Source organism: Belnapia rosea, from assembly GCF_900101615.1.
GTDB classification, from domain to species: domain Bacteria; phylum Pseudomonadota; class Alphaproteobacteria; order Acetobacterales; family Acetobacteraceae; genus Belnapia; species Belnapia rosea.
The window spans coordinates 1194639-1221638 of the sequence record NZ_FMZX01000001.1; the positions used below are offsets into that span (position 1 = coordinate 1194639).

General features: G+C 72.2%; 22 protein-coding genes. 16 read left to right on the forward strand and 6 right to left on the reverse strand.

What is annotated here, in order from left to right; all coding sequences use genetic code 11:
* Window positions 1–63 precede the first annotated feature (63 nt).
* From topA to cuyB, 7 genes are all read left to right on the forward strand, one after another.
* Window positions 64–2856 (forward strand): type I DNA topoisomerase, encoded by a 2793-nt coding sequence (gene topA, locus BLR02_RS05715; RefSeq protein ID WP_090661274.1) that lies wholly within the window; start codon window positions 64–66, stop codon window positions 2854–2856.
* A complete protein-coding gene (rnr, locus tag BLR02_RS05720; protein WP_090661277.1) occupies window positions 2856–4976 on the forward strand; it encodes a ribonuclease R in 2121 nt (706 codons plus the stop codon). Before topA ends, rnr begins: the two co-directional genes overlap by 1 nt.
* Before the next feature lie 17 nt (window positions 4977–4993).
* Window positions 4994–6490 carry a S41 family peptidase gene (locus tag BLR02_RS05725; RefSeq protein WP_090561992.1) on the forward strand — a complete coding sequence of 499 codons (1497 nt, stop codon included), beginning with the start codon at window positions 4994–4996 and terminating at the stop codon, window positions 6488–6490.
* Between the two features lie 68 nt (window positions 6491–6558).
* Window positions 6559–7104 (forward strand): thermonuclease family protein, encoded by a 546-nt coding sequence (locus BLR02_RS05730; protein WP_090561990.1) that lies wholly within the window; start codon window positions 6559–6561, stop codon window positions 7102–7104.
* 130 nt (window positions 7105–7234) lie between these two features.
* Window positions 7235–8554, forward strand: coding sequence for a citrate synthase (gene gltA / locus BLR02_RS05735; protein WP_090561988.1), 1320 nt, complete (start codon window positions 7235–7237; stop codon window positions 8552–8554).
* Between the two features lie 386 nt (window positions 8555–8940).
* The gene (locus BLR02_RS05740) at window positions 8941–9498 is read left to right on the forward strand and encodes a hypothetical protein (protein ID WP_245704624.1); all 558 of its coding nucleotides are present in this window, start codon (window positions 8941–8943) and stop codon (window positions 9496–9498) included.
* 17 nt (window positions 9499–9515) lie between these two features.
* Entirely contained in the window at window positions 9516–10214 is a 699-nt protein-coding gene (gene cuyB, locus BLR02_RS05745; protein ID WP_090561986.1) for a cysteate racemase, read from the forward strand.
* A gap of 3 nt (window positions 10215–10217) precedes the next feature.
* Here the strand turns inward: cuyB and BLR02_RS05750 are convergent, their stop codons facing one another.
* Both BLR02_RS05750 and BLR02_RS05755 read right to left on the reverse strand, forming a co-directional pair.
* Window positions 10218–10466, reverse strand: coding sequence for a hypothetical protein (locus tag BLR02_RS05750; RefSeq protein ID WP_408735465.1), 249 nt, complete (start codon window positions 10464–10466; stop codon window positions 10218–10220).
* 178 nt (window positions 10467–10644) lie between these two features.
* The gene (locus BLR02_RS05755; protein WP_090661283.1) at window positions 10645–11721 is read right to left on the reverse strand and encodes a tartrate dehydrogenase; all 1077 of its coding nucleotides are present in this window, start codon (window positions 11719–11721) and stop codon (window positions 10645–10647) included.
* Window positions 11722–11818: 97 nt separating this feature from the next.
* Here BLR02_RS05755 and BLR02_RS05760 point away from each other — a divergent pair, with 97 nt between their 5' ends.
* Complete coding sequence (locus BLR02_RS05760) at window positions 11819–12808, forward strand: phosphoribosylaminoimidazolesuccinocarboxamide synthase (protein WP_218127863.1); 990 nt, start codon at window positions 11819–11821, stop codon at window positions 12806–12808.
* Here BLR02_RS05760 and BLR02_RS05765 read toward each other — a convergent pair.
* Both BLR02_RS05765 and BLR02_RS05770 read right to left on the reverse strand, forming a co-directional pair.
* Window positions 12711–13670 carry a protein-methionine-sulfoxide reductase heme-binding subunit MsrQ gene (locus BLR02_RS05765; RefSeq protein WP_090661286.1) on the reverse strand — a complete coding sequence of 320 codons (960 nt, stop codon included), beginning with the start codon at window positions 13668–13670 and terminating at the stop codon, window positions 12711–12713. The genes BLR02_RS05760 and BLR02_RS05765 overlap by 98 nt on opposite strands.
* A 41-nt stretch (window positions 13671–13711) precedes the next feature.
* A complete protein-coding gene (locus BLR02_RS05770) occupies window positions 13712–14638 on the reverse strand; it encodes a mitochondrial fission ELM1 family protein (protein WP_090661289.1) in 927 nt (308 codons plus the stop codon).
* 60 nt (window positions 14639–14698) lie between these two features.
* Between BLR02_RS05770 and BLR02_RS05775 the strand changes: the two genes are divergently transcribed.
* The 8 genes from BLR02_RS05775 to BLR02_RS05810 all read left to right on the forward strand — a co-directional run bounded on the left by BLR02_RS05775 (window position 14699) and on the right by BLR02_RS05810 (window position 23134).
* Complete coding sequence (locus tag BLR02_RS05775; protein ID WP_090561980.1) at window positions 14699–15418, forward strand: orotate phosphoribosyltransferase; 720 nt, start codon at window positions 14699–14701, stop codon at window positions 15416–15418.
* A gap of 15 nt (window positions 15419–15433) precedes the next feature.
* Window positions 15434–17107 (forward strand): peptide ABC transporter substrate-binding protein, encoded by a 1674-nt coding sequence (locus tag BLR02_RS05780; RefSeq protein ID WP_090661293.1) that lies wholly within the window; start codon window positions 15434–15436, stop codon window positions 17105–17107.
* A gap of 85 nt (window positions 17108–17192) precedes the next feature.
* Window positions 17193–19322, forward strand: a complete 2130-nt coding sequence (locus BLR02_RS05785) for a TonB-dependent receptor (RefSeq protein WP_176849391.1) — start codon at window positions 17193–17195, stop codon at window positions 19320–19322.
* Window positions 19323–19349: 27 nt separating this feature from the next.
* Window positions 19350–20033, forward strand: a complete 684-nt coding sequence (locus BLR02_RS05790) for a Fe2+-dependent dioxygenase (protein WP_090561975.1) — start codon at window positions 19350–19352, stop codon at window positions 20031–20033.
* Window positions 20030–21145, forward strand: coding sequence for a PepSY-associated TM helix domain-containing protein (locus tag BLR02_RS05795; protein ID WP_090661299.1), 1116 nt, complete (start codon window positions 20030–20032; stop codon window positions 21143–21145). Before BLR02_RS05790 ends, BLR02_RS05795 begins: the two co-directional genes overlap by 4 nt.
* Window positions 21142–21843, forward strand: coding sequence for a MotA/TolQ/ExbB proton channel family protein (locus tag BLR02_RS05800; RefSeq protein WP_090661302.1), 702 nt, complete (start codon window positions 21142–21144; stop codon window positions 21841–21843). The genes BLR02_RS05795 and BLR02_RS05800 overlap by 4 nt, the downstream gene beginning before the upstream one ends.
* Entirely contained in the window at window positions 21840–22331 is a 492-nt protein-coding gene (locus BLR02_RS05805) for a biopolymer transporter ExbD (protein WP_090661305.1), read from the forward strand. The genes BLR02_RS05800 and BLR02_RS05805 overlap by 4 nt, the downstream gene beginning before the upstream one ends.
* A 5-nt stretch (window positions 22332–22336) precedes the next feature.
* Window positions 22337–23134: an energy transducer TonB family protein gene (locus BLR02_RS05810; protein WP_090661308.1), complete on the forward strand. Its 798-nt coding sequence runs from the start codon at window positions 22337–22339 to the stop codon at window positions 23132–23134.
* A gap of 36 nt (window positions 23135–23170) precedes the next feature.
* Here the strand turns inward: BLR02_RS05810 and BLR02_RS05815 are convergent, their stop codons facing one another.
* Together BLR02_RS05815 and BLR02_RS05820 are read right to left on the reverse strand one after the other, a co-directional pair.
* Complete coding sequence (locus BLR02_RS05815) at window positions 23171–24691, reverse strand: PhoX family protein (RefSeq protein WP_090661311.1); 1521 nt, start codon at window positions 24689–24691, stop codon at window positions 23171–23173.
* The gene (locus BLR02_RS05820) at window positions 24688–26997 is read right to left on the reverse strand and encodes a molybdopterin-dependent oxidoreductase (protein WP_090661315.1); all 2310 of its coding nucleotides are present in this window, start codon (window positions 26995–26997) and stop codon (window positions 24688–24690) included. The genes BLR02_RS05815 and BLR02_RS05820 overlap by 4 nt, the downstream gene beginning before the upstream one ends.
* Between the last annotated feature and the right edge of the window lie 3 nt (window positions 26998–27000).

Sequence of the window (27000 nt, forward strand, 5' to 3'; positions counted from 1 at the left end):
GCGGAGCCCCGCCAGGACCGCAACTTATTCGCCCGGCCGCAAGGGTCGAGGGATCGGGAGTCCATGACGGACGTCGTCGTTGTCGAATCGCCCGCCAAGGCCAAGACGATCAACAAGTATCTCGGTGGGGACTACAAGGTCCTCGCCAGCTTCGGCCATGTCCGCGACCTGCCCCCGAAGGACGGCTCCGTCCGCCCGGACGAGGACTTCGCCATGGACTGGGAATCGGAGGATCGTGGCGAGCGCCAGGTCAACGAGATCGCCCGCGCGCTGAAGGGCGCCCGCCGCCTCTTCCTCGCCACCGACCCGGACCGCGAGGGCGAGGCCATCTCCTGGCACGTCCAGGACATGCTGGCCCGGAAGGGGGCGCTGAAGGGCGTCGAAGTCCGGCGCATCACCTTCAACGAGATCACCAAGCGCGCCATCCAGTACGCCATCGCCCATCCGCGCGACCTCGACGCGCCGCTGATCGATGCCTACCTGGCCCGCCGCGCGCTCGACTACCTCGTCGGCTTCACCCTCTCCCCCGTGCTGTGGCGCAAGCTTCCGGGCAGCCGCTCGGCCGGCCGCGTGCAGTCCGTGGCGCTGCGCCTGATCTGCGAGCGCGAGGCGGAGATCGAGGCCTTCAAGGCCCGCGAGTACTGGACGGTCGAGGGCCGCTTCACCACGCCCCAGGGCGCTCCCTTCACCGCCCGGCTGACGCATCTCGACGGGAAGAAGCTCGACCAATTCGACCTGCCGGACGAGGCGAGCGCGATGCGCGCCAAGGCGGCGGTCGAGGCCGGCACCTTCTCGGTGGTCTCGGTCGAGAAGCGCCGCGTCCGCCGCAACCCGCCCGCGCCCTTCACCACCTCGACGCTGCAGCAGGAGGCCAGCCGCAAGCTCGGCATGGGCGCGCAGCAGACCATGCGCACCGCCCAGCAGCTCTATGAGGGCGTCGATATCCAGGGCGAGACGGTCGGCCTCATCACCTATATGCGGACCGATGGCGTGCAGATGGCCCGCGAGGCGATCACCGCCATCCGCGACCATGTGAAGGACAGCTTCGGCGCCGACTACCTGCCCGGCGCGCCGCGCGAATACAGCAGCAAGGCGAAGAACGCCCAGGAAGCCCACGAGGCGATCCGCCCGACCGATGTGAGCAACACGCCGGATCGCGTCGCCCGCTTCCTCGACGACCGGCAGCGCCGGCTCTACGAGCTGATCTGGAAGCGCGCCGTCGCCAGCCAGATGCAGTCGGCCGAGCTCGACCAGACCACGGTCGAGATCGCCGACCCGGCACGGAAGACGGTGCTGCGCGCCACCGGCTCCGTCATCGCCTTCGACGGCTTCCTCAAGCTCTACCGCGAGGATGAGGACGACCGCGCCGCCGATGCCCGCGCCGGCCTCGTCACCGGGGCCCAGGAGGACGAGGAGAGCCGCACCCTCCCGCCCATGCGCGAGCGGGACCCGCTGAAGCGCGGCGAGATCTCGGCACTCCAGCACTTCACCCAGCCGCCGCCCCGCTACTCCGAGGCGACGCTGGTCAAGAAGATGGAGGAGCTCGGCATCGGCCGCCCCTCCACCTACGCCTCCATCCTGCAGACGCTGCAGGACCGGGACTATGTGAAGCTCGACAAGCGCCGCTTCGTCCCCGAGGACCGCGGCCGGCTCGTCACCACCTTCCTCGTCCATTTCTTCGAGCGCTATGTCGATACCGGCTTCACCGCCGGGCTCGAGGAGCAGCTCGACGACATCTCGGGCGGCAAGATCGACTGGCGCGCGGTGATGCGCGCCTTCTGGGACGATTTCCGCAAGGCGGTCGACGCCACCAAGGACCTCAAGATCAGCGACGTCATCGACACGCTGGACGAGGAGCTGGGGCCGCACTTCTTCCCCGAGCGCGGCGACGGCGCAGACCCGCGCGTCTGCCCGGCCTGCGCCGGCGGGCGGCTCGGCCTCCGCCTCGGCCGCACCGGCGCCTTCATCGGCTGCTCCAACTACCCGGAATGCCGCTATACCCGCCCGCTGATCGCGCCGGGCGCCGAGGGCGAGGGCGCGACCGGCCTCACCGAAGGCCCACGCGAGCTGGGCAGCGACCCGGCCTCGGGCGAGCAGGTGACGGTCCGCCGCGGCCCCTACGGCGTCTATGTCCAGCTCGGCGAGGGGGGCACGGATGCCAAGGGCAAGCCGACCAAGCCCCGCCGCGCCAGCCTGACGCGGGATATGGACCCCGACACGCTTGACCTCGACCGGGCACTGAAGCTGCTCTCCCTGCCGCGCGTCGTCGGGCGGGACCCGGAATCGGGCGAGGAGATCCAGGCCGGGCTCGGCCGCTTCGGTCCCTACATCAAGGTGGGCTCCATCTTCCAGTCGCTGGAGCCGGGGGATGACGTCCTCTCGCTCGGCATGAACCGGGCCATGGAGCTGCTGGCGAAAGCCCGGGCGAAGGTGCGGCTGGTCGGGCCGCATCCGAAGGACCAGGCACCGGTCGAGATCCGCAAGGGGCGCTTCGGCCCCTATGTCCAGCACGGCAAGGTCGTCGCCAACCTGCCGCGCAACCTCGCCATGGAGGATGCGACGCTGGAGCAGGCCGTCGCGCTGCTGGCCGAGAAGGGCAAGGAGCTGAAGCCCATGGCCAAGGGCGGCAAGGGCAAGGCGAAGGCCAAGCCGGCCGCCAAGGCGAATGGCGCCGCCGCGCCCGCCGATGCCGCCCCGGCCAGGCCCGCGCCCCGCAAGGCCGCCACCGCCGCCAAGCCGGCCGCGCGCAAGCCGGCCGCCGCAGCGGCGAAGAAGCCCGCGGCCGCCAAGGCCAAGCCGGCGGCGAAGCCCGCCGCCCGCAAGGCGCCGGCGCGGAAGCCGGCCGCCAAGGCCTGATGGCGGAACGCCCCCTCCCCTCGAAGGAGGAGCTGCGCCGCTTCATCGCGGCCGCGCCGGGCAAGGTCGGCAAGTCGGAGATCAGCCGGCATTTCGGGCTGAGCTCCGATCAGCGCTCGGCCCTCCGCGCCCTGCTGAAAGCCTTGCAGGAGGAGGGCTCGGCGATGCCCGCCGGCCGCCGCGGCCTCGCCGCTCCGGGCCGCTTGCCCGAGATGGCCGTGGTCGAGGTCTTCGGCACCGACCCGGATGGCGACCCGATTGCCCGCCCGCTCGGCTGGAAGCCGGCGCAGGGCGAGATGCCGATCGTCTATATGCGCCCTGAACGCCCGGGCCAGCCGGCCCTCGCCCCCGGCGAGCGGGTGCTGGCACGGCTGAAGAATGCCGGGCGCGGGCGCTATGACGGCACCACCGTCAAGCGCATCGGCAGCGCCCCGGCCCGGCTGCTCGGCCTCTACGAGGAGGGCCGGATCAAGCCGGTGGACCGCCGCCACAAGGCGGAGTGGGAGGTGCCGGCCGGCTCTGCCGGCGGTGCCGAGCATGGCGAGCTGGTCCTCGCCGAGCCCCTGCCCGGCAAGCCCATGGGCCTCCGCCCCGCCCGGATCGTCGAGCGGCTGGGGCGGATGGGGGAGCCGCGCTCGGTCTCCCTCCTCTGCATCCATGTCCATGGCATCCCGCATGGGATGCCGGATGCGGCGCTGGCCGAGGCCGAGGCCGCCCGCGGCGCCCCGCCCGAGGGCCGCGAGGACCTGCGCGCCATCCCCCTCGTCACCATCGATGGCGAGGATGCGCGCGACTTCGACGATGCGGTCTGGGCCGAGCCTACCTCCGGCGGCTGGCGGCTGCTGGTCGCCATCGCCGATGTGGCGCATTACGTCCGCCCCGGCAGCGCGCTCGACCGCGAGGCCTGGCTGCGCGGCAACAGCGTCTACTTCCCCGACCGCGTCGTGCCGATGCTGCCCGAGGCGCTGTCCAATGGCTGGTGCAGCCTGAAGCCGGGCGAGGACCGCGGCTGCCTCTTCACCGAGATCACCATCGACGCGGCGGGCACCAAGACCGGCCACCGCTTCGGCCGGGGGATCATGCGGAGCGCCGCCCGCCTCACCTATGAGGGGTTCGAGTCCGGCGAGGATCCGGCCGGGACGCGAGGGGCCTTGCTCGGCGCCTACCAGGCGCTGCAGGCGGCGCGGGACCGCCGCGGCACGCTCGATCTCGACCTGCCGGAACGCCGCGTCGTGCTGGACCCGGCCGGCCAGGTGCTCTCGGTCGAGCCCCGCAGCCGCCTCGCCGCCCATCGGCTGATCGAGGAATTCATGGTCGCCGCCAATGTCTGCGCGGCGGAGGAGCTGGAACGGCTCGGCCAGCCCTGCATGTACCGGGTGCATGACCGCCCCTCGGATGAGAAGCTGGAGGGGCTGCGGAGCTTCCTCGCCACCTTCGACATCAGCCTGCCGCCCGGCGACCGGGTGCGCCCGGCCGATTTCGCCGGGGTGCTGGAGCGCGTCCGTGGCACGCCGGAGGAGCGGCTGGTCAACGAGACGCTGCTGCGCGGCCAGTCCCAGGCCGCCTATGCGCCGGACAATATCGGCCATTTCGGCCTGGCCCTGCCGCGCTACGCCCATTTCACCAGCCCGATCCGCCGCTATGCCGACCTGCTGGTCCACCGGGCGCTGATCCGCGGCCTGCGGCTTGGCCCGGATGGGCTGGCGGAGGAGGAGGCGGCCCGCTTCCCCGATACCGGCGAGCACATCACCGCCACCGAGCGCCGCGCCGCGGCGGCGGAGCGGGATGCCATCGAGCGCTACCTTGCGGCCTATATGGCACATCGTATCGGAGACGTGTTTCCGGCACACATTTCCGGGGTGACACGCTTTGGGCTGTTCGTCACCGTGGAGGCGAATGGCGCGGCGGGAATTGTTCCTCTCGCGTCCCTGCCGGACGACCGATGGTTGCAGGATTTGCCGCGGCACGCCTTGGCGGGCCAGAGGACCGGGCTTCGCTTTGCCCTGGGGCAGGCGGTCGAGGTTCGTCTGGCCGAGGCGGTTCCGCGTACCGGCGGGCTGGTCTTCCACCTCATGCAGGGCCTGCCGCCCCCGAAGCCCCGCGGCGCGCGGCGGCGCTGATCCTGCTGCTGCTGGCCGTGCTGCTGGGGCACGGCGCGGCGGCGCAGGAGGCCTTCCCGCGGGAGCCGGTGCAGGCCGTGCTCGCCGCCGCCCTCGGCGCGGTGCTGGAGCGCCACCTCGACGCGGCGCCACCCGCCGATCTCGGCCTCTGGACCCTTCGCGGGCTCGAGGTGCTGGACCCGCAGCTGAAGGCCGAGATGCAGTCCGGCACGCTGCTGCTGAATGCGGGGGACCGGCTGCTGGCCGCCCGCCCCCTGCCCCCGCCCCTGCCCAATGCGCCGCCGGATGCCGCGGCCCCGGCCCTTGCCCTCGGCCTCGCCGCCCTGTTCGAGGCAGCCTGGCAGGCCTCCCCCCTGCTGCGCCGGGCCGGGCCGGAGCGGATGCTGCGCAGCGGCTTCGAGGAGTTGTTCAACCATCTCGATCCCTATAGCCGCTACCTGACGCCGGAGGAGGCGCAGGCCGCGCGCGGGCGGCGCATCGGCCAGGTGGGACTCGGCCTGCGGCTTGCCGCCGGGCGGGGGCGGGAGGTGGTGCTGGCCACGGTGACGCCGGGCGGCCCGGCCATCGAGGCGGGGCTCAGGCCCGGCGACCGCGTGATCGCGATCGATGGCGAGCCCGTCTCGGCGCAGGACCTCGCCGGTGCCGCCGCCCTGCTGGAGGGCCCGGCCGGGACCGAGGTGGTGCTCCGGCTGCAACGCGGCGGACGGCGCTTCCAGGTGCGCCTGCTGCGCAGCCTGCTGCCGCCGGAGACGGTCCATGTCGAAAGGCGGGACGATATCCTCTGGCTGCGGCTCGATAATTTCTCGACCGCCACGGACCGCCACGTCCTCCAGGCCCTGACCGAGGGCTTCCCGCCCGATGGCGCCCGCGCCACCCGGCCCCGCGGCGTGGTGCTCGACCTGCGCGGCAATCGCGGCGGGCTGCTCGGCCAGGCTGTGGCGGTGGCCGGCGCCTTCCTGCCCGGCGGCGTGGTGGCGCAGACCGCCGGCCGCCACCCCGATGCCGCGCGGATCTACCTGGCGGCGCTCGGCGACCGCACCGCCGGCGCCCCGGTGGTGGTGCTGGTCGATGGCCGCACCGCCTCGGCGGCCGAGATCGTGGCCGCGGCGCTGGCCGATCAGGGCCGCGCGGTGGTGGTCGGCAGCGCCACCACCGGCAAGGGCCTCGTCCAGCTTGTCATGCCGCTGCCGAATGGGGGGGAGCTGCTGGTGACCTGGTCGCGGGTGCTGGCGCCGAAGGGCTGGCCGATCCAGGGGCTCGGCGTGCTGCCGGCGCTCTGCACCAGCCTTGGCGAGGAGGCCACGGCCGCCGCCCTTGCCCGCCTCCGCCTCGACGATCCGCCGATGGCCGCGGTGCTGGCCCGGGAGCGGGCGGCGCGGGCCCCGGTGCCGGCCAGCGAGGTGGCCGCCCTCCGCAGCGCCTGCCCGCCCGCCGAGGGCCGCCCCGGCGATGCCGCCATCGCCCGCATCCTTCTCACCGAACCGAATGCCTACGAGGCGGCGCTTGCACGTTGAGGGGCGCGCCGCACTCCTTGCCACATGGTTGATTGCGGGCCGATCACGAAGTTGCTAGGCCTTGGCGCATGCGACAGCGCCGCATCTTCCGCCCTGCCCCTGCTCCGCGTCGGTGGGGCGCGTTCGCGCTGGGTTGCGGCCTGCTCGGCGCCGCGGCCCTGCTGGCGGTGGCCGTTCCGCGCGACCTCCTGGGCTCCGCCGCGCCGGAGCAGCGCTGGTCGGCCGCGGCGCCCGAGGTGATGGTGCTGGATGGCGACGCGCTCCGCCTCGGCGACCGGGTGCTGCGGCTCGCCGGCCTCAGCGTGCCGGCGCGTGGCGCGGCCCGCTGCGGCGCGGAGGATTGCGCCGCCGCCGCGGCCGATGCGCTGGCCCATCTGGTCCGCGGCCGGGCCGTGGATTGCGTGTTGCACGGCCGGGACCGGCATGGCCGGGCACTCGGCACCTGCGAGGCGGGCGAGGCCGGGCTGAACCAGGCGCTGGTCGAGGCCGGCTGGGCCCTCGCCGAGCCCGGCGCAATGGCGCTGCAGCCCGCTGAAGCCGTGGCGCGCCGCGCCGGGCGCGGCCTCTGGAGCACGGACGGCCCCTCCGCCGAAAGCTGGCGCAACCGCCGCTGAGCCGCTGGCAACCAAGGCGTTCCTGGCCCGTTCCAGGCCGCGTTGCCAAGCCGCGACACCACCCGATATCCTGCACTGCACCATCCGGCCGCGTCTCCTGGCGCGGCCGCAACATCCGAGGACACAGCGAATGAGCAGCACGGCACCCGGGGCGGCGAAAGCGTCCGTCACCGTCACCTTGGACGGGACCAACCGCACCACCACCCTGCCGCTGCTGACCGGCACGCTGGGTCCGGCAGTGGCCGATATCCGCAAGCTATACGGCGATCTCGGCGTCTTCACCTTCGACCCGGGCTATGGTGCGACGGCCTCCTGCGAGAGCAAGATCACCTATATCGACGGCGATGCCGGCGTGCTGCTCTATCGCGGCTACCCGATCGAGCAGCTGGCCGAGAAGTCCGACTTCATCGAGGTGGCCTATCTGCTGCTCGAGGGCGAATTGCCGACCGCCGGCCAGCTCGCCGACTTCCGCAAGAACGTCACCTACCACACCATGCTGCACGAGCAGCTGCGGCGCTTCTTCGACGGCTTCCGCCGCGACGCGCACCCGATGGCGATCCTCTGCGGCGTGGTCGGGGCGCTGGCCGCCTTCTACCACGACAACCTCGACATCAATGACCCGCGCCAGCGCGAGATCGCGGCCTTCCGCCTGATCGCCAAGGTGCCGACCATCGCGGCCTGGGCCTACAAGTACTCGATCGGCCAGCCCTTCATGTATCCGCGCAACGACCTGAGCTATGCGGAGAATTTCCTCTACATGCTCAACGCCGTGCCGGCGGAGCCCTATGTCAACAACCCGATCCTGTCGCGCGCCATGGACCGCATCCTGGTCCTGCATGCCGACCATGAGCAGAATGCCAGCACCAGCACGGTGCGGCTGGCGGGCTCGACGGGCGCCAACCCCTTTGCCTGCATCGCCGCCGGCATCGCCGCCCTCTGGGGCCCGGCGCATGGCGGCGCGAACGAGGCCGTGCTCAAGATGCTCGGCGAGATCGGCACGCCGGAGAACATCCCCGCCTTCATCAAGGAGGTGAAGGACAAGAACAGCCATGTGAAGCTCATGGGCTTCGGCCACCGGGTCTACAAGAATTTCGACCCGCGGGCGAAGATCATGAAGGAGACCTGCCACGAGGTCCTCGCCGAGCTCGGCATCAAGGACGAGCCGCTGCTCGACATGGCGATGGAGATGGAGCGGATCGCGCTGGAGGACGACTACTTCGTCTCCCGCAAGCTCTACCCGAACGTCGATTTCTACTCGGGCATCATCCTGAAGGCGATGGGCATCCCGACGCACATGTTCACCGTGCTCTTCGCCGTCGCCCGGACGGTGGGCTGGGTGAGCCAGTGGAAGGAGCTGATCGAGGATCCGGCGCAGCGCATCGGCCGGCCGCGGCAGATCTACAGCGGCGCCGGGACGCGCGACTACACGCCGGTCACCCAGCGCGGCTGATCGCGGATTCGGCGGTTGCAACAGGCCGGCCGGGGGCAACCCCGGCCGGTTTTTTCATGTCCGCTGCCCGGACCCGCAGCCCAGGGCGCGAAGGATGCCAGGATAGCAGCCGTGTAATTCTGAGAAGGGACAAGTCGTTACCGCCCTTTCTTTAAGTGTCTCCGAATGTTTCTCGGCTCGATTCTTGGTCGTTCTCAGAACAGGGCGAAAACCTGCCGGTTGTATGTTGCGTTTTCGAATCAATTCAGCGCAAGATGCGGCGCTGGTTGCATAAACGGCCTGGGATACATTTCATGAGCGAGACTCTGCGGTCCGCACCACCTCACTCCCTCGACCAACAAGTGCGTACGCAACTGCGGAAATGGCCGCAACGGCCGCCCGGGGTGATGCCCAGCCCGAAGCAGCCGGGCACCTGGCTTCGCGGGCGGCCCGGCGACTGGGCGGCGACCAACCAGCCCTTCCTGAAGCTGCCCGGCTCCAACCGGCTGCGGACGCTGCCAGACGGGCTCTGGCTGCATTTCTCACCCTCCCCGGTCGACCCCTATGTCGACATCCTCTGCATCGAGGCCTGCTCCTCGCTGCAGAACCTGCTCGACAAGCGGTCCCGCTTCTCGCCGACCACCTCCTCGCTGATGGCCTATTGCCCGCTCGACTGGTTGCTCGGCCCCGCGCAGCCGAATGACGAGACGCCGCGCTGGCGGCTGATCCGCATGCTGCGGACGGAGCCGGCCGGGCCGATGATCCTGCCGGTGCGCGACGTGCGGGTCGTCTTCGGGCTGAAGACGCGCCACTACGAGGGCTTCGTCCGCTACCAGGTGGCGCAGCCGCATGAATTCTACTGCCCGATGGACGCGCTGACCGCCGAGCATGGGCATGAGAATCCGGATATGCGCGCGCTGATCGCCCGCGCCAGCGCAACAGCCAACTTCATGCGCCTGCCCTGATCGGGCATGCTGGCGGGATGACCAAGATCCTCGGCGTCCTGGGCGGCATGGGCCCATTGGCCAGCGCGCATTTCATGCTCCGCCTCACCTTGCTGACCCCGGCCGAGCGCGACCAGGAGCATATCCCGGCCGTGCTCTGGTCCGACCCGCGCGTGCCCGACCGCACCGCGGCCCGCCTCGCCGGCGGGACGGACCCGTTGCCGGCCCTGCTCCACGGCCTCCGCGGCCTGGAGGCGGCGGGGTGCGGCGCCATCGCCATCCCCTGCAACACCGCCCATGGCTGGCATGCGGAGATGCAGGCGGCCACGCGGCTGCCCATCCTGCATATCGTCGAGGCGACGGCGGCGGAGCTGGAGCGGCTCGGCGTGCCCTCCGGCCCGATCGGCGTGATGGGCACCGCGGCGACGCTCGCCATGAGGCTCTATCAACAGGGGCTGGAAGGGCGCGGCTGGAGCTGCCTGGTGCCGGATGGGACCGAGATGGCCGAGCGGGTCACGCCCGGAATCGGTCTGGTGAAGGCCAACCGGGTGGCGGAGGCCTATGCGCCGCTGGCCGAGGTCGCGCAGCGCCTGGTCGATCGTGGCGCGCGGGCGGTGGTGCTGGGCTGTACCGAGATCCCGCTCGGCATCGCGGCCGGGCCGGCGCTGCCATTCCCCGTGGCCGACAGCATCGATGCGCTCGCCCGGGCGGCCATCCGCTGGGCGCGTTCCGACTGAGGATCAGTCGCAGTCGCAGCCGTCGGTCGGGCCAGTATCGCCGCGGATGACGTGGTGGTCGATCCATTCGGCCACCAGGCGGCGTGCCTCCTGCACCGAGGACTCCGGGTGATGCACGCGATAGAGCGTGGTGCAGGCACGGAAGGCTGAGAGGTCGTCATTGCCGGTGTCGCGCAGCTCGCGATAGGCGGTCACCACCGCGCGTTCGCAGCGGCGGGCTATGACGCTGGTCTCAATGGCCAGTTGACCCATCAACCCACTCCTTCGGTCGCAAGCGAGTTGAGAATCACTCGCAACAGAAGAGCATGCTAGCGATGCGCTCCCGATCCTTCAAGGGCCCATCGAGAGCATCACCGGGACCGATCGAAATCTTCGATGCAATCTGCGGTAGGGGGCCGCCCCGGCCATGGCCGGGGCGGCCGCGCCGTCCTCAGGCCCGCGCCACGGCCTCGGCGATCGCCTTGCCGACATCCACCGTGCCGGCCTGCCCGCCCATGTCGCGGGTGCGCGGCCCGCCCTCGGCCAGCAGCCGCTCGATGGTCTGGACGATGGCATCCGCCGCCGCCTTCTCGCCGAGATGCTCGAGCATCATCGCCCCCGACCAGATCTGCCCGATCGGGTTGGCGATCCACTTGCCGGCGATGTCGGGCGCCGAACCATGCACCGGCTCGAACATCGAGGGATAGGCCTTCTCCGGGTTGATATTGGCCGAGGCGGCGATGCCGATGGAGCCCGCGACGGCCGGGCCAAGGTCGGAGAGGATGTCGCCGAACAGGTTGGAGCCGACCACCACGTCGAACCAGTCCGGGTGCTGCACGAAATGCGCGCAGAGGATGTCGATATGGAACTGGTCGGTCGTCACCTCCGGGTAGTTCGTCGCCATCTCGGCGAAGCGCTCGTCCCAGTAGGGCATGGTGAAGGTGATGCCGTTCGACTTGGTGGCGCTCGTCACCTTCTTGCGCTTGCGCGTCATCGCCAGCTCGAAGGCATATTTCATGATCCGGTCGCAGCCGATCCGGGTCAGCACGCTCTGCTGCGAGACGAATTCCCGGTCGGTGCCTGGGAACATGCGGCCGCCGATCGAGCTGTACTCGCCCTCGGTATTCTCCCGCACCACGTAGAAATCGATATCCTCCGGCCCACGATTGGCCAGCGGCGACTTCGACCCCGGCAGCAGCTTGCAGGGGCGGAGTGACACATACTGGTCGAAGCCGCGGCGGATCGGGATCAGCAGGCCCCAGAGCGAGACATGGTCCGGCACGCCCGGCCAGCCCACCGCGCCGAGGAAGACGCTGTCCGAGTCCCGCAGCTGGTCCAGCCCGTCATCCGGCATCATCTTGCCGGTCTGCGCATAGGTCTCGCAGGACCAGTCGTAATGCTTGAGCTCGAGCTCGAAGCCGAAGCGCCGGGCGGCGGCATCCAGCACGCGCAGCCCCTCGGGCGTGGTCTCCTTGCCGATCCCGTCGCCCGGGATGACGGCGATACGGTGTTTCCTGGGGGTGCTCATGCGCTGGTCTCCTCGCCGGCACCATGGCGCAGAGGGCGGCGCGGCTCAACCGGATGGGCTATGCTCAGGCCCTTCGCCGCCAAGGACCCCAAGCCGGATGATCAGCACCGCCGACCTCGCCCCCTATGCCGGCTTCGTCCTCCGCGACGCTGCGATCCCGGAACTGCCGGGTCATTACCGCGGCAAGGTGCGGGAGAATTACGACCTCCCGGACGGACGGCGCCTGATCATCGCGACGGACCGGCTCTCCGCCTTCGACCGCGCCATCACCGCCGTGCCGCTGAAGGGCCAGGTGCTGACCCAGATCGCCCGCTTCTGGTTCGACCGCACGCGGGACATCTGCCCGAACCACGTCATCGCCTACCCGGACCCGAATGTCCTGCTCTGCCAGGGGCTCAGGATCATGCCGGTCGAGGTGGTGGTGCGCGACTACATGGCCGGCACCACCTCCACCTCCATCCTCTCGATGTACAAGGCCGGGCGGCGCGAGATGTACGGCCACCGCTTCCCCGAGGGGCTGCGCGCCAACGAGAAGCTGCCGCAGACCATCCTGACGCCGACCACCAAGGCCTTCGATGCCGGCCATGACGAGGAGCTGACGCCGGAGCGCATCATCGAGGGCGGGCTGCTGACCGAGGCGCAATGGGCCGAGGTCTCGGCACTCGCCCTCGACCTCTTCGCCCGCGGGCGGGAGCTGGCGGCGCGGCAGGGCCTCATCCTGGTGGACACCAAATACGAATTCGGCTTCGACGCCGAGGGCCGCATCATCCTCGCCGACGAGATCCACACGCCCGACTCCAGCCGCTACTGGTTCGCCGGCAGCTATGCGACGCGCTTCGAGGCCGGCGAGCCGCCGGAGAGCTTCGACAAGGACTTCATCCGCCGCTGGGTCACCGCCCGCTGCGACCCCTACCGGGACGAGTTGCCGGAGATCCCGACCGAGATCGTGCTCGAGGCCGCACGCATCTATGTCAGCGTCTTCGAGACCATCACCGGGCAGGATTTCCCGCTGCCGCCGGCGGATGAGCCGGTGCTGGACCGGGTGCGGCGGAACCTGGCGCCGTTCTTCCCGCTCGCCGCGCCCTGATCCAGCCCGGCAGGGCGAGCAGCGGCGGCACCACCACCGCCACCGCGGCCCAGACCGCCGGGCGCAGCCCGAAGGCGACATCCAGGTTGGCGGCGAGGATCCGTCCGGCCGGCAGGTTGGTCGCCAGCGCGTACCAGGCATATTCCACCCCGGCCGCCGCCAGCCCGGTGGCCGGGGCCAGCAGCAGCAGGGCGACCGGGTGCAGCCGCGCCTCCGCCGGCAGCAGTCGCCAGAGGATCAGCCAGGCGAGCAGCCCCGCCGCCAGCACCGCCTCCCAGAGCTGCGACTTCGATTGCAGGAAGAAGTGGAAGACCCCGAGCGCGGCGACCGGGAAAATCAGCAGGTGCAGCCGCTTCCAGCGCCGCCCGAGCTTGCGCATCCAGCCATCGGTCGAGGTCCAGCCGAGCACCGCGAGGCCGAGCAGCGCGACGAAGCCGATCGTCAGGTAGAAGCGCAGCGCGATCTCCGAGGCGATGCGCGGCAGCGCAAAGTCCTGGTAGGCCGCATAGAGCAGCAGGTGCAGCAGCGCATAGGCGAGCGTCCCCAGCCCCAGCATCCGCCGCAGCGCCAGGATACGCGGCGCGGCGAGGATGCGCCCGAGCGGCGTCACCGCCAGCGTCACCAGCAGCAGCCGGATCGTCCAGAGCCCGATCTCGCGCAGCGCCGCCTTGGCCGGCTCCGGCCCCAGCCCCTCGGTCAGCGCGGTCACCAGCAGCCAGGCGGCCGGCGCCAGCAGCAGGGCGAGCACAACCGCCCGCAGCGCGGAGAGGCGCCCGGCCCGGTCGCGCCATGGCCAGGGAAAGGGTCGCGTCCCCCGGCTCAGGGCGGGCGGGAAGGCGGTGCGGAGGATGGCCTGAATCATGTCCCCTATTTCGCCCCGGCCACCCGTCCGGTAACCCCTTGTCATGTCCAACCCCGCGCGAGGATCGCCGCCGCCACCCGCGCGCTCTCATCCAGCGGCACCCGCTCGAACATCCCCTCCCCCAGCATGCGCGCCTGGCCGGCGGCGACCAGGCTCTCGCGCAGCCGCCGATGCCGTGGCCCGAGCCCGCCCGGATCGGCGATGAAGACCGGCACCGGCGTGGCCAGCGCCTCCGACAGCATGGAGACGCTGTCTCCCGTCACCACCACCGCATCCGCCCAGGCGAGGAAGCCGGCATAGGGGTTGCTCCCCGCCTCGCCCCAGCGGAACAGCCGGTGCGGCCGGTCCGCCAGCACGGTCGAAAGCGCCTCGGTCGCCGCCGCGCCGGTCCGCCGGCTGGTGGTCGCCAGCACGCTGGCCGCCATCCCGGCCACCTGCCGCCCGATGGCGGCCGCCACCTCCGGCCGCATCCCCTCCGCCCGCACCGGCCCGCCCACCAGCAGGGCGACACGGGGCGAGGGCAAGGCCGCCAGCCCGGCCCACTCCGCCCGCGCCGCCGCCAGCCGGCCGGGCGCCATGCGATGGCAGGCGCCGAGGATCTCCATCAGGTTCGGCGCCGGGCGCGGCCGGTCATGCGCGCCGACCACCAGCAGGTCGAGATCCGCCGCGCCGAGGCCGGGGCGCATGCAATGCACCGCCCGCGCCCCGTGCCGCCGCAGCCAGCGCGCGACCGGGGCCGAGCGCCGCCCGGCCGAGAGGGTGAGGCTCGGCCAGGGCGGCCGCAGCCCGCCCCGCACCTCCGCCGCCAGCCCGGCGAGGCTCGGCCAGGCAATGGGCAGCCGGGCCCACGGCCCCCATCGCAGCTCGACCGTCCGGAAGGGCAGGCCCAGCCGTTCGGCGATGCCGAGGGCCTGCGCCGCCGTCCCGGCGCGGGGATCGGCCAGCACCCAGACCGATGGTTCGGTCATGGACGCCGTCCCGCGCCGCGGTTACGGATGGGCCGAACGCCGCCGGCAGGGGAATGCGTCATGGCCATGCAACATGCTTCCGACTGGGACCGGGACGCCGCGCTGACGACGGCGCGCATCCTGCTCGAGATCAAGGCGGTGAATTTCCGCCCCGAGGAGCCCTATACCTTCACCAGCGGCTGGAAGAGCCCCGTCTATATCGACTGCCGCAAGATCATCTACTTCCCCCGCGCCCGGAACCGCATCTGCGACCTGGCGGTGGAGAAGATCGGCCGCCATATCGGCTACGAGTCGATCGACGCCGTGGCGGGTGGCGAGACCGCGGGCATCCCCTTCGCCGCCTGGATCGCCGACCGGATGATGGCGCCCATGGCCTATGTCCGTAAGAAGCCGAAGGGCTTCGGCCGCAACGCCCAGATCGAGGGCGACGTGCCCGAGGGCAAGAACACCCTCCTCGTCGAGGACCTGACCACCGACGGCGCCTCCAAGATCCGCTTCGCCCAGGCGCTGCGCGATGCCGGCGCGCTTTGCGACCACACCTTCGTCGTCTTCTTCTACGGCGTCTTCCCCGGCAGCTTCGAGACGATGAAGGGCATGAACCTCTCGCTGCACCATCTCTGCACCTGGTGGGACGTGCTCGAGGTCTGCCGCGAGCGGCCCTATTTCAGCGAGTCCGCGCTGAAGGAGGTGCGGAAATTCCTCGAGGACCCGGTGAGCTGGTCGAAGTCCCATGGCGGCATCGGCTCGGCCGCGGAGGCCCGCGCGAAGGACGCGGAGTAGCGGGTGGCGACGCCGATGACGGATCTCCTGCGGCCCCTGGCCGGCGCCGTCCTGCTGGCGCTGGCCGCCTCCGGCCCCGCCCTCGCCCAGCCGCGCGAGACGCTGACCATCGGCATCAGCCAGTACCCCTCGACCTTCCACCCGAATATCGAAGCCATGGCGGCGAAATCCTACGTGCTCGGCTTCACCCGCCGGCCGCTGACCGCCTATGGCCCCGACTGGCAGCTCGCCTGCCTCGGCTGCGAGAGCCTGCCGACGCTCGGGAATGGCGGCGCGCGGCTGGAGACGACGCCGGACGGCAAGCCCGGCATCCGCGTCACTTACCGCCTCCGCGCCGATGCCCGCTGGGGCGACGGCCGCCCGGTCTCGGCCGAGGATCTCCGCTTCGCCTGGGAGGCGGGGCGCGAGGGCGCGACGGGCTTCGGCCCGGCCGAGTTCTACCGCTCGGCCTATGAGCTGATCGTCGAGGACGCGCGCACCGTCACGCTGCGCTACGACAAGGTCACCTTCGAGTACAACTCGGCCGGCGACTTCCAGCCGCTGCCGGCGCATATCGACCGCGCCCGCTGGCAGGACGACCCGCGCGGCTACCGCAACCGCACCGCCTACGACACCGAGACCACCAATCCCGGCCTCTGGTCGGGCCCCTGGCGCGTCACCGCCGTGCAGCCCGGCGCCGGCGTCACGCTGGAGCGCAACGAGGCCTGGGCGGGCCCCGCCCCGGCCTTCCGCCGCATCCAGATCCGCACCATCGAGAACACCGCGGCGATGGAGGCGCAACTGCTCGCCGGCCAGCTCGACATGGTCGCCGGCGAGCTCGGCCTGCCGGTGGAGCAGGCGGCGGCGCTGGAGCGGCGCACCGCCGGGCGCTTCCGCATCGAGTACAAGCCCGGGCTGATCTACGAGCATCTCGACCTCCGCCTCGACCAGCCCCTGCTGGCGGATCGCCGGGTCCGCCAGGCGCTGCTGCTGGCGATCGACCGGGCGCAGATCGTCGCCCGGCTGTTCGAGGGCCGGCAGGTGGTGGCCGATAGCGGCGTCAACCCGCTCGACCCGATGCACGACCCGCAGGTGCAGCGCTGGCCGCATGACCCGGTGCGGGCCGCGGCGCTGCTGGAGGCGGCCGGCTGGCGCCCGGGGCCGGACGGCATCCGCCGCAACGCGGCCGGCGAGCGCCTCTCCCTCGAGCTGATGACGACGGCGGGCAACCGCGCCCGCGAGTCGGTGCAGCAGGTGATCCAGGGCATGTGGCGGCAGGCGGGCATCGAGGCGCGCATCCGCAACGAGCCGCCGCGCGTGCTGTTCGGCGAGACGCTGTCGCGCCGCCGCTTCACCGGGGCTGCCCTCTTCGCCTGGATCTCATCGCCCGAGAACGTGCCGCGCAGCACGCTGCATTCGGAGGAGATCCCGACCGCGGCGCGCAACTGGTCCGGCCAGAACTACACCGGCTACCGCAACCCGGAGATGGATGCGCTGCTGGAAGCCATCCCGCAGGAGCTGGACCGGGAGCGGCGCCGCGCCCTCTGGTCGCGGCTGCAGGCGATCTTCGCCGAGGACCTGCCCCAGCTGCCGCTCTGGTTCCGTGCGGACGCGCATGTCTGGCCCCGCTGGCTGGAGGGCGTGCGGCCGACCGGGCACCTCAACCCGACCTCCCTCTGGGCCGAGGAGTGGCGCGTCAGGCAACCGTGACCTGCAACGTCGCGTTGCGAATTGGCATTGCGAGTCATTATCAGTTGCGGTACCCCAGCCTCGCTTCCGCTGGGAACCTGCCCTGATGTCACTCCGCGCACCGCTTCCTCGTCTGCAACCGAGCCTCGGCCTGGCCGGCATGGGCCTGCTCGCCGCCGGTCCCGGTGCCCTGGCGCAGGATGCGGCGCCGGCCGGTGCCGTCGCCCTGCCGGAGATGAATGTCCAGGGCGCCAACCCGCCCCGCTACCGGGCCGACGACACCCCCGTGGTCCGCATGCCGACCTCGGTGCGCGAGGCGCCGCAGAGCATCACCGTCGTCCCGCGCGAGCTGATCGAGGAGCGCGGCGCCACCACCCTGCGCGAGGCGCTGCGCAACGTGACCGGCATCAGCCTCGCCGCCGGCGAGGGCGGCTTCTCCGGCGACAACCTCACGCTGCGCGGCTTCAGCGCCCGCAACGACTTCTTCATCGACGGCATCCGCGACAGCGCGCAGTACACCCGCGACCCCTTCTTCCTCGACAGCGTCGAGGTGCTGAAGGGTCCCTCCTCCGTCATGTTCGGCCGTGGCTCCACCGGCGGCGCCATCAACCTCTCGACGCGCATGCCGCAGGCCCGCAATTTCGGCGAGCTGTCGCTGACCGGCATGTCGCCCTTCGGCCTCCGCTCCACCGCCGATATCGGCATGTATTCCGGCACGGTCGGCGTGCGGCTGAACGCCATGGCGACGCGCCAGGACATCGCCCGGCGCGACCATGTGAGGAATGAGCGCTGGGGCGTCGCCCCCTCCGTCACCTGGGGCCTCGGCACCAACACGCAGGTCTCGCTGCACTTCCTCCACCAGTCGGAGGACAACATCCCCGATTTCGGCGTGCCCATCCTGCGCGGCCGCCCGGCGCCCGTCTCCTACGGCACCTTCTACGGCCTCGCCGGCGTCGATCGGGAGCGGACCGAGACCAATGTGATGACGCTGACGGCGCAGCACCGCTTCGCCGACGGCATCAGCCTCCGCAACACCTTCCGCTACGGCAATTACGACCGCGACCTGAACGCGACGGCGCCCCGCATCATCGGCGCCATCACGCCGGCGACCAACCTCTCCACCGTGCTGGTCAACCGCCAGCCCCAGGTGCGGCGCGGCACCGACACCATCCTGCAGAACCAGACCGAGCTGCGGGCCGTGGCCAATACCGGCCCGCTGCGGCACCAGATCGTCACCGGCATCGAGGTCGGGCGCGAGACCTCGCAGCTCACCCGCTTCACCAGCAACAACCGGCCCGCCGCCACGCTCTTCAACCCGAATTTCTACCAGGCCTTCGACCAGACCCTCTCGGTCAACACCGACACCGACACCACCGCCAACACCTTCGGCGCCTTCGTCGCCGACCAGATCCGCGTCGGCGAGTATTTCGAGGTGCTGCTGGGCGGCCGCTACGACCGGTTCGACGCCGACTACACCAGCCTCGCCGGCGCCACGGGCGCGCGGAGCAACTTCAACCGCACCGATGACATGTTCAGCTGGCGCGGCGCGCTGGTCTTCAAGCCGATCAGCACGGTGCGCACCTACTTCTCGGCCGGCACCTCCTTCAACCCGAGCGCCGAGTCGCTGACGCTCGCCGCCAACACGACCAACCTGGAGCCCGAGAAGAACCGCTCCTTCGAGATCGGCGCGAGCTGGGACATCACGCCGGACCTCGCCATCCGCGGCGCCATCTTCCGCATCGAGAAGACCAATGCCCGCACGCCGGACCCGGCCAATGGCACGCTGAACGTGCTGAACGGCGAGCAGCGCTCGGACGGCTTCGAGATCTCGGCCGCCGGCCGCATCACGCGCGACTGGAACGTCATCGCCGGCTACACCTACATCGACTCGCAGATCACCCGCTCCGGCACGGCCGCCGAGGTCGGCAAGGAGCTGCTGAACACGCCGCGCCACACCGCGACGCTCTGGACCAGCTATGACCTGCCGCGCGGCGTCCAGGTCGGCGGCGGCCTCAGCTACATCGACAAGCGCTACGGCAACAACGCCAATACCGTGATCGCCCCCGCCTACATGCGCTACGACGCGGCCATCTCCTGGGCCATCACCGAGCAGCTGGGCGTGCGGCTCAACGCCCTGAACCTGACCGACAAGCGCTTCTACGAGGGCGTCTACGCCGGGAACATCACCCCCGGTGCCGGGCGCACCTTCATCGCCAGCCTCACCGCGCGCTACTGAGCCGCGCACCGAAAGGACGCTGACCAGGTGCTTCTGCACATCACCGAGGTGCTGGACGCGGCAAGGCTTGCGGAAGCGCAGGCCTTGCTCGCGCGTGCGCCCTGGGTGGATGGCCGCGTGACCGCCGGCCACCAATCCGCGCAGGTGAAGGACAACCTGCAGATCCCCGAAGGCTGCCCGGAGCACCGCGCGCTCGGTGACATCGTGCTCGGCGCGCTGGAGCGGAACCCGCTGTTCATCTCCGCCGTGCTGCCGCTGCGGGTCTTCCCGCCGCTCTTCAACCGCTACGACCCGGGCATGACCTTCGGCGCGCATGTGGACAACGCCATCCGCCAGGTCACCGGCACCACCTCGCGCATCCGCACCGATGTCTCCTGCACCCTCTTCCTCGCCCCGCCCGAGAGCTATGACGGCGGCGAGCTGATCGTCGAGGACACCTATGGCGAGAAGCGGGTGAAGCTGCCGGCGGGCGATGCGGTGATCTACCCCTCGACCAGCCTGCACCGCGTCTCGCCGGTCACCCGCGGCTCCCGCCTCGCCAGCTTCTTCTGGATCCAGAGCATGGTCCGCGACGACGGGCAGCGCGCCCTGCTGTTCGATCTCGACATGGCCATCAACCGGGCCCGTGGCGACCTGCCGGCCGGCCACTCCTCGCCGACGGAGCTGACCGCCGTGTACCACAACCTGCTCCGCCGCTGGGCCGACGCATGACCATCCGCCGCGCCCTCCTGCTCGGCCATCGCTGGCTCGGCCTGATCCTCGGCCTGGTGATGCTGCTGCTCGGCGTGACCGGCAGCATCCTCTCCTTCCAGCGCGAGATCGACGCCGCGCTGAACCCGGCCCTGTTCCGCCCGGGCGGCCCGCCCAACCCCGACCTCGGCTACGCCGCCATCCTGAAGCTGGCCGAGCAGGCCACAGGCCGCGCGCCCGGCAGCATCCGCGCGCCGGATGCCGTCTGGCCGGTCTGGGTCGTCTCGCCGCCCCGCATGCGCGGCACCCCGCCCGGCCCCACGGCCTTCCTCGACCCCGCCACCGGCACCCTGCTCGGCGAGCGCGACGGCCGCGGCAGCTTCATCGGCGTGACGCGCCAGCTGCACGAGGCGCTGCTGCTGCGCGAATGGAGCGGGCATGAGGCGGTCGGCTGGTTCGGCGTGCTGCTGCTGCTGTTCTGCCTCTCGGGCATCTGGCTGTGGTGGCCGCGCCAGGGATCCCTTGCCGCCGCCCTCGTCACCATCCGCCGGCGCCCAAGCGTGGTGCTCAACCTCGACCTGCACCGCGTCATCGGCATCTGGATGGCGGTGGTGCTGTCGGTCGTCGCCGTCTCCGGCACCGCCATCATCTTCCCCGGCTGGTTCCGCCCGCTGCTCGGCATCGCCGGGGCCACGCCGCCCGCGCCGGTGCCGCCGCGCCGCGAGCCGATGACGGTCGATGCCGATGCCGCCGTCGCCGCCGCCCTCGCCCATCTGCCAGGCCAGGTGGCGACCGGCGTGACGCTGCCATCCCGCCAGCGCCAGGCCTGGCAGGTGACGCTGCGCCCGGCCGATGCTAGCACCGAGGTCAGGGTCCGCAGCTTCCTCGCCATCGACCCCTGGTCCGGCGCGGTGGTCGAGGAGCGCGGCCCCCGCACCCGCAGCCTCGGCGAGGAGGTGCTGGCCATGCAGCGCTGGCTGCATGGCGGCGCGCTGCTCGGCTGGACCGGGCGGCTCCTCGTCTTCGCCTCGGGCATCGCCATGCCCGCTCTCTTCGTCACCGGCCTCGCAGCCTGGCTGCTTCGCCGCCGCAACCGCCGCCGTCTCGCCGTCCCCCAAGGGAGACCCGCATGAATCCCGCGTCCGTCCCCGACTTCACCATCCAGAGCCTCATCCTCAATGCCGACCCGGTCGTGCAGGGGGTGATGGCGATGCTGGTGCTGGCATCGCTCGCCTGCTGGGCGATCATCATCGAGAAATCCATCCTGTTCGGCCGGCTGAAGCGCGAGGCGCGCAGCCTCGCGGCGCTCGCCGCCTCCGGCGCCATCCAGCCCCCCGAGGGCGATGCGGCGAAGGACAGCCTCTCCGGCGCCGTGCTGCGGGCCGGCCTGCCGGAATGGCGCGAGGGCCGCGACCAGCATGAGAGCGCCGGCGAGTTCCGCGACCGGCTGGAGCGCGCCATGCGCGCCGCCGTCACCGCGACGCTGCGCCGCGCCGAGCCCGGCCTGCCGCTGCTGGCGACCATCGGCTCGGTCAGCCCCTTCGTCGGGCTGTTCGGCACGGTCTGGGGCATCATGCACAGCTTCTTCGGCATCGCGGCGAAGCAGGATACCGGCCTCGCCACCGTGGCCCCCGGCATCGCCGAGGCGCTCTTCGCCACGGCGATCGGCCTCGTCGCCGCCATCCCGGCGGTGATCGCCTACAACCGCTACAGCATCGGCCTCTCCCGCATCCGGCAGGAGGCGCTGGGCGCCGCCGCCAGCCTCGCCAGCCGCCTCGCCCGCCGCCCAGCGGTGCTGGACGGCCGGCGGAAGGCCGGTGAATCCGCATGAGCATGCAGCTCCCCGCCGGCGGGGATTCGGATGACGAGGGCAGCCCCGTCTCCGATATCAACGTCACGCCGCTGGTCGATGTCATGCTGGTGCTGCTGGTCATCTTTATGGTGACCGCGCCGATGATGACCGCCGGCATCCCGCTCGACCTGCCGAGGACGGCCGCGGCCCCGCTCAGCCCGCCGAAGCCGCCGCTCGAGCTCAGCATCACCCTGGAGGGCGCGCTGTTCCTCGACAAGGAACCGGTGCCGCAGGAGGCGCTGGAGCCCCGCCTCGCCGCGCTGCATGCCGAGGCGCCGGATCGCGCGCTGCATCTCCGTGCCGATCGCGGCATCGACTATGGCGAGGTGCTGCGCGTCATGGGCCTCGTGCAGCGGGCCGGCATCTCGAAGCTCGCCCTGGTCTCGATGCCGGGCGGCGACCCGGTGGCGCCTGCCCCCGACGCCTCGCCGCCGGCACCATCCCCCACCGCCGCGCCGGGGCGCTGAGCCGCATGGCCCAAGCCCGCCATATCGCCTGGGCCATCTCGCTGGGGCTGCATGCCGCCGGCGCCACGGCCCTGCTGCATGGGCTGCCGGCCGAGCCGGAGGTGGTGACGCCGGTGATGCTGGTGGAGATGCCTGAGCCGGCCGCGCCCGAGCCCGAAGCCGAGCCGCCGCCCGAGCCGGTCGCCGAGGCACCGCCGCCGCAACCCGCCCCGCCGCCGGAGCCGCCGCCGCCCGAGCCCGTCGCCATGGCCGAGCCGCCACCGCCCGAGCCCATGGCGCCCGAGCCACCGCCCCAGGCGGAGCCGCCCCCGCCCGAGCCGCCGCCACCGGCGGAGGTCGCCGAGCTGCCGATGCCGCCGCCCCCGCCGCCACCGGAGCCGGCGCCGAAGCCGGTCGTCCAGCCCCGCCGGCCCCCGCCGCCGCCGCGGCCGGCAACGCCCACCATCGCCGAGGCGCCACCCGCCCCGGCCGCACCCGCGGCGCCAGCACCCACCGCCGCCCCGGTCGCATCCGCGCCGCCGCCCAGCTACACGGCCATGCTGATGCGGGCGCTGGAGCGCCATCGCCGCTATCCGGACGAGGCGCGCTGGCGCCACGCCCAGGGCGTGGCCCTGCTGCGCTTCCGCATGAAGCGGGACGGGACGGTGGTCGGCTACCGCATCGAGCGCAGCGCCGGGGACCCGGCGCTGGACCAGGCGGTGCAGACGATGATCCAGAACGCCTCGCCGCTCCCCGCCCCGCCGGCCGAGATGTCGGGCGATCCGGTGGAGCTGACGGTCCCGGTGCGGTTCAGCCTGCGCTGACCGCCTCGTGCCTGCGGGGTGCCGCGCCCGCCGGGGTCAGCCCCCGGCCGCGCCGCCGGCGGTGCGCACCAGCCCGGCGAGCACGCTGCGCGGCGGCACGCCGGGCTCGAATTCGGGCCAGCGGGTGCCGGGCCGGTCGAATGTGGCCCCCGGCTCGGCGCCGGGGTGGCGGATGGCGGTGAACAGCGTCTCCCCGTCCGGCGTCAGGGCCGCGCCGCCGACCGAGGCACCGCGCGGCGCCCCATAGATCGGGACCGGCACGCCGCGATCCGGCCCGGCGAGGTCGCAGGCATAGAGCCCCTCCGCCTGCTGGCCCACGCGCCCGCCCCGGTTGGTGCCGATCCAGGCCCGCCCGCGCGCATCCACCGTCACCGTATCCGGGTTCTCCGGCCAGGCGCTGCCCGCCGGCAGGCCGGCGGCGCCGTAGCGGGCCTGCGGGCTGCGCTGGTTGCCGGCGGCGAAGAGCAGCCGGGCCGCCGCGCCCGCCCCCCCGTCATCGCCGCCATCGGCCGAGAATTCCAGCACATGGCCGGCGGGCCGGGCGGGGCTGCCATGGCAGGCCAGCAGCAGCCGCGGCCCCATCGGGTCGAGGCCGAGGCCGGAGGGCGCATCGAAGGGGCTGCCGCCCGCCGCCTGGGCCGCGGCCAGGGGCCCGGCGCCATCCGGCAGGGGCAGCCAACTCAGCCGGTCGCCCTCCACCCGGGCGACGAAGAAGGTGCCGGCATCCAGCGCATGCTCGGCCGTCGCCGGGCCGGCGGAGACGAAGCGGAAGAGGAAGCCGCCCACCCGCCTGTCGGTCAGGTACACCACCGCCCGCCCGTCGCGGCTGAGCGCCGCCGCGGCATCGCCATGGGCGAAGCGGCCGAGCGCGCGGCGCTTCACCGGCACGGATTGCGGGTCGAAGGGGTTCAGCTCGGTGACGAAGCCATAGCCCGAGCCATCGGCGATGGCCGGGTCGAGCCCGCCGAGCCGGGCCTGCCAGAAGCCCGGGTCGCCCTCGGCCAGCAGCAGCGTGCCCCAGGGCGTGACGCAGCCGCCGCCGACGCCGAGCACGCCCCGCACCGCCCCGCCGCCCGAGACGCGGCAGAGGGTGGAGATGCCGAGGCGCCGGCTCTGGTAGCCGCCATCGACCACCACCCAGCGCCCCGCCTGCCGCTCGATGTTCAGCAGCGACACGCCCTGCATGGCGGCCGCCGCGGCCGGCTGGTCCTGCCCGCCGGGGAAGGCCATGGCCGCCTCGACGGTCGGGTGGGCAACGGCGAGGATGGCCCGCGGCACGCCATCGGCGGCCGGCTGCTGCGGCACGGCGATGCCGAGCACCCGGGCATCCCAGCCGAATTGCGCCGCGGCCGCGGTCGGGTCGGGCGTGCGCGGCGTCCAGCGCGGCGCATCGAAGGTCACCCGGTCGCCCCAGCGGACGAGCACGTCGCGCCGGTAGCCGGGCGCCACGGTGTCATCCTGCTTCACCGGCAGGGCGAGCGGGCCGAGGTCGAGGGCGGAGGCCGGGCGGGCCAGCGCCACGGCCCCGGCCGCCAGGAGGGGGCGGCGGCCGATCATGCCGGCACCATCGGCGGCGGCTGGTGCACGGTCACCGGCGGCAGCGGCCCGTCCCAGCGCTCCACCTGCACGAGGCAGGACTGGGCCGAGGGTCCCTGGCCCAGCCGCGAGGTGCCGACATCCGCCGTCAGCACATTCGGGTTGCCATGGACGCAGAGCGCATCCGGGTCCCCCGGCACCTGCGGGTCGTACCAGGCGCCCGTCGCCATGGCGGCGACGCCGGGCCGCATCCCCTCCTTGATCCGCACACCGCCGAGGCAGGCGCCGCGTGCGTTGAAGACGCGGACGATATCGCCCTCGCGCAGCCCGCGCGCCGCAGCATCCTCCGGGCTCAGATGGATCGGCTCCCGCCCCTGGATCTTCCCCGCCGCCGCGACGCGGCCGGGGTCGAGCTGGCCGTGCAGCCGCGTCGCCGGCTGGAAGGAGAGCAGGTGCAGCGGATACTCGGCCGCGGCCGGCGCGCCGAGCCACTCGCGCGGCTCACGCCAGACCGGGTGGCCCGGGCAGTCGTCATAGCCGAAGCTGGCGATGGTCTCGCTGAACAGCTCCACCTTGCCGGAGGGCGTATTCAGCGGCTCGCCCTCCGGGTCGGCACGGAAATCGGCGAATTGGGTGTATTCCTCGCCCGGCGCGACGGGCGGTGCCTCGACATGGCCCTCCGCCCAGAAGCGCTCGAATTCCGGCGCCTCGAAGCCGAGCCGGCCGCAGGCCACCCGCCATTGGCCATAGAGGTGGCGCAGCCAGGCGCCCTCGTCGCGCTGCTCGGTGAAGCGGTCGCGGTAGCCGAGCGCATCGGCGATATCGGCCAGCATGTCGGTATCGTTGCGCGCCTGGCCCTGGGGCGGGATGGCCTGGTGCATGGCGCGGACGAAGCGGTCGCGGTTGCTCGAGGCGATGTCGTTGCGCTCCAGCGTCGTCGTCGCCGGCAGCACGATATCGGCCTGCCGGGCGAGCGCCGTCCACCAGGGCTCCTGCACCACGATCGTCTCGGCCCGTGCCCAGGCGCGCTGCAGCCGCGGCAGGTCCTGGTGGTGGTGGAAGGGGTTGCCGCCCGCCCACCAGATCATCCGGATATCGGGCAGGGTGATGCGCTGGCCGTTGAACTCCAGCACCTCGCCCGGCCGCTCCAGCAGCTCCGTCACCCGCGCCACGGGGATGGCGAGCCCCGCAGGGTTGCGGATGCCGGGCGAGGAAACGGCCGGCAGTTCCCGCCGCGGCACGCCCATGCCGCCGATGCTGCCATAGCCGAAGGCGACGCCCTGCCCCGGCTTGCCGATGGCACCCAGCATCGCCGCCAGCGCCACCAGCATCCAGTAGGGCTGCTCGCCGTAATCCGCCCGCTGCAGCGACCAGGCGGCGGTCAGCATGGTCGGCTGCGCCGCGCAGTCGAGGGCGAGGCGGCGGATCACCTCCACCGGGATGTCGGTGATCGGCGCGGCCCAGTCAGGCGTCTTCGCCTGCCCGTCGCTCTCGCCCAGGATATAGGCCCGCAGCTGCGGCCAGCCGGTGCAATGCGTGGCGAGGAAGCCGCGATCCTCGCGCCCCTCGCTCACCAGCACATGCGCCATCGCCAGCAGCAGCGCGGTATCCGTCCCCGGCCGGATCGACACCCATTCGGCGCCGAGCTCCGCCTCGGTATCGCCGCGGAAGGGCGAGATGTTGACGAGGCGCACCCCGGCCGCCGCCGCCTGCCGCATCAGCGGCCCGTATTCGTGCCGCCCCTGCCCGCCCGAGGCGACCATGCCGTTCTTCGCCGCCAGCCCGCCGAAGCAGAGCATCAGCCGCGCATGCCGCGCGATCGCCATCCAATCCGTGGTGCGGCCCAGCAGCACCTCGTTGGTGCCGAGCACATGCGGCAGCAGCGCCTGCGCCGCCGCATAGGAATAGGCATGCACCGAGGAGGTGAAGCCGCCACCGAGCCCGAGGAAGCGCTGCAGCTGCGTCTTCGCATGGTGGTAGCGCCCGGCCGAGGACCAGCCATAGGAACCGCCGAAGATGGAGGTCGCGCCATGCTCCGCGCGGATGCGCGCCGTCTCCTCGGCGAGGATGCGCGTCGCCTCGTCCCAGGAGACGGGCACGAAGGGATCGCCGCCCCGCAGATGCCCGCGCCGCCGCCCCTCGATCCAGCCACGGCGGATATAGGGCCGGTCGATGCGCGACGGCGCGTGGACCACATCCGGCACCGCCTCGATCAGGCTGCCGGGGAAAGGATCCGGGCCGAAGGGGCGGACGCCGGTGACGCGGCCATTCTCCACCACGGCATCGAAATAGCCCCAATGGGAGGCATGCGGCTTGATTTCGGTCATGGT

Coding starts and splice junctions, on each gene's coding strand:
- topA (WP_090661274.1), top strand. CDS start 64: ATGACGGACGTCGTCGTTGTCGAATCGCCCGCCAAGGCCAAGACGATC.
- rnr (WP_090661277.1), top strand. CDS start 2,856: ATGGCGGAACGCCCCCTCCCCTCGAAGGAGGAGCTGCGCCGCTTCATC.
- BLR02_RS05730 (WP_090561990.1), top strand. CDS start 6,559: ATGCGACAGCGCCGCATCTTCCGCCCTGCCCCTGCTCCGCGTCGGTGG.
- gltA (WP_090561988.1), top strand. CDS start 7,235: ATGAGCAGCACGGCACCCGGGGCGGCGAAAGCGTCCGTCACCGTCACC.
- BLR02_RS05740 (WP_245704624.1), top strand. CDS start 8,941: ATGCCCAGCCCGAAGCAGCCGGGCACCTGGCTTCGCGGGCGGCCCGGC.
- cuyB (WP_090561986.1), top strand. CDS start 9,516: ATGACCAAGATCCTCGGCGTCCTGGGCGGCATGGGCCCATTGGCCAGC.
- BLR02_RS05750 (WP_408735465.1), bottom strand. CDS start 10,466: ATGGGTCAACTGGCCATTGAGACCAGCGTCATAGCCCGCCGCTGCGAA.
- BLR02_RS05755 (WP_090661283.1), bottom strand. CDS start 11,721: ATGAGCACCCCCAGGAAACACCGTATCGCCGTCATCCCGGGCGACGGG.
- BLR02_RS05760 (WP_218127863.1), top strand. CDS start 11,819: ATGATCAGCACCGCCGACCTCGCCCCCTATGCCGGCTTCGTCCTCCGC.
- BLR02_RS05765 (WP_090661286.1), bottom strand. CDS start 13,670: ATGATTCAGGCCATCCTCCGCACCGCCTTCCCGCCCGCCCTGAGCCGG.
- BLR02_RS05770 (WP_090661289.1), bottom strand. CDS start 14,638: ATGACCGAACCATCGGTCTGGGTGCTGGCCGATCCCCGCGCCGGGACG.
- BLR02_RS05775 (WP_090561980.1), top strand. CDS start 14,699: ATGGCCATGCAACATGCTTCCGACTGGGACCGGGACGCCGCGCTGACG.
- BLR02_RS05780 (WP_090661293.1), top strand. CDS start 15,434: ATGACGGATCTCCTGCGGCCCCTGGCCGGCGCCGTCCTGCTGGCGCTG.
- BLR02_RS05785 (WP_176849391.1), top strand. CDS start 17,193: ATGTCACTCCGCGCACCGCTTCCTCGTCTGCAACCGAGCCTCGGCCTG.
- BLR02_RS05795 (WP_090661299.1), top strand. CDS start 20,030: ATGACCATCCGCCGCGCCCTCCTGCTCGGCCATCGCTGGCTCGGCCTG.
- BLR02_RS05800 (WP_090661302.1), top strand. CDS start 21,142: ATGAATCCCGCGTCCGTCCCCGACTTCACCATCCAGAGCCTCATCCTC.
- BLR02_RS05805 (WP_090661305.1), top strand. CDS start 21,840: ATGAGCATGCAGCTCCCCGCCGGCGGGGATTCGGATGACGAGGGCAGC.
- BLR02_RS05810 (WP_090661308.1), top strand. CDS start 22,337: ATGGCCCAAGCCCGCCATATCGCCTGGGCCATCTCGCTGGGGCTGCAT.
- BLR02_RS05815 (WP_090661311.1), bottom strand. CDS start 24,691: ATGATCGGCCGCCGCCCCCTCCTGGCGGCCGGGGCCGTGGCGCTGGCC.
- BLR02_RS05820 (WP_090661315.1), bottom strand. CDS start 26,997: ATGACCGAAATCAAGCCGCATGCCTCCCATTGGGGCTATTTCGATGCC.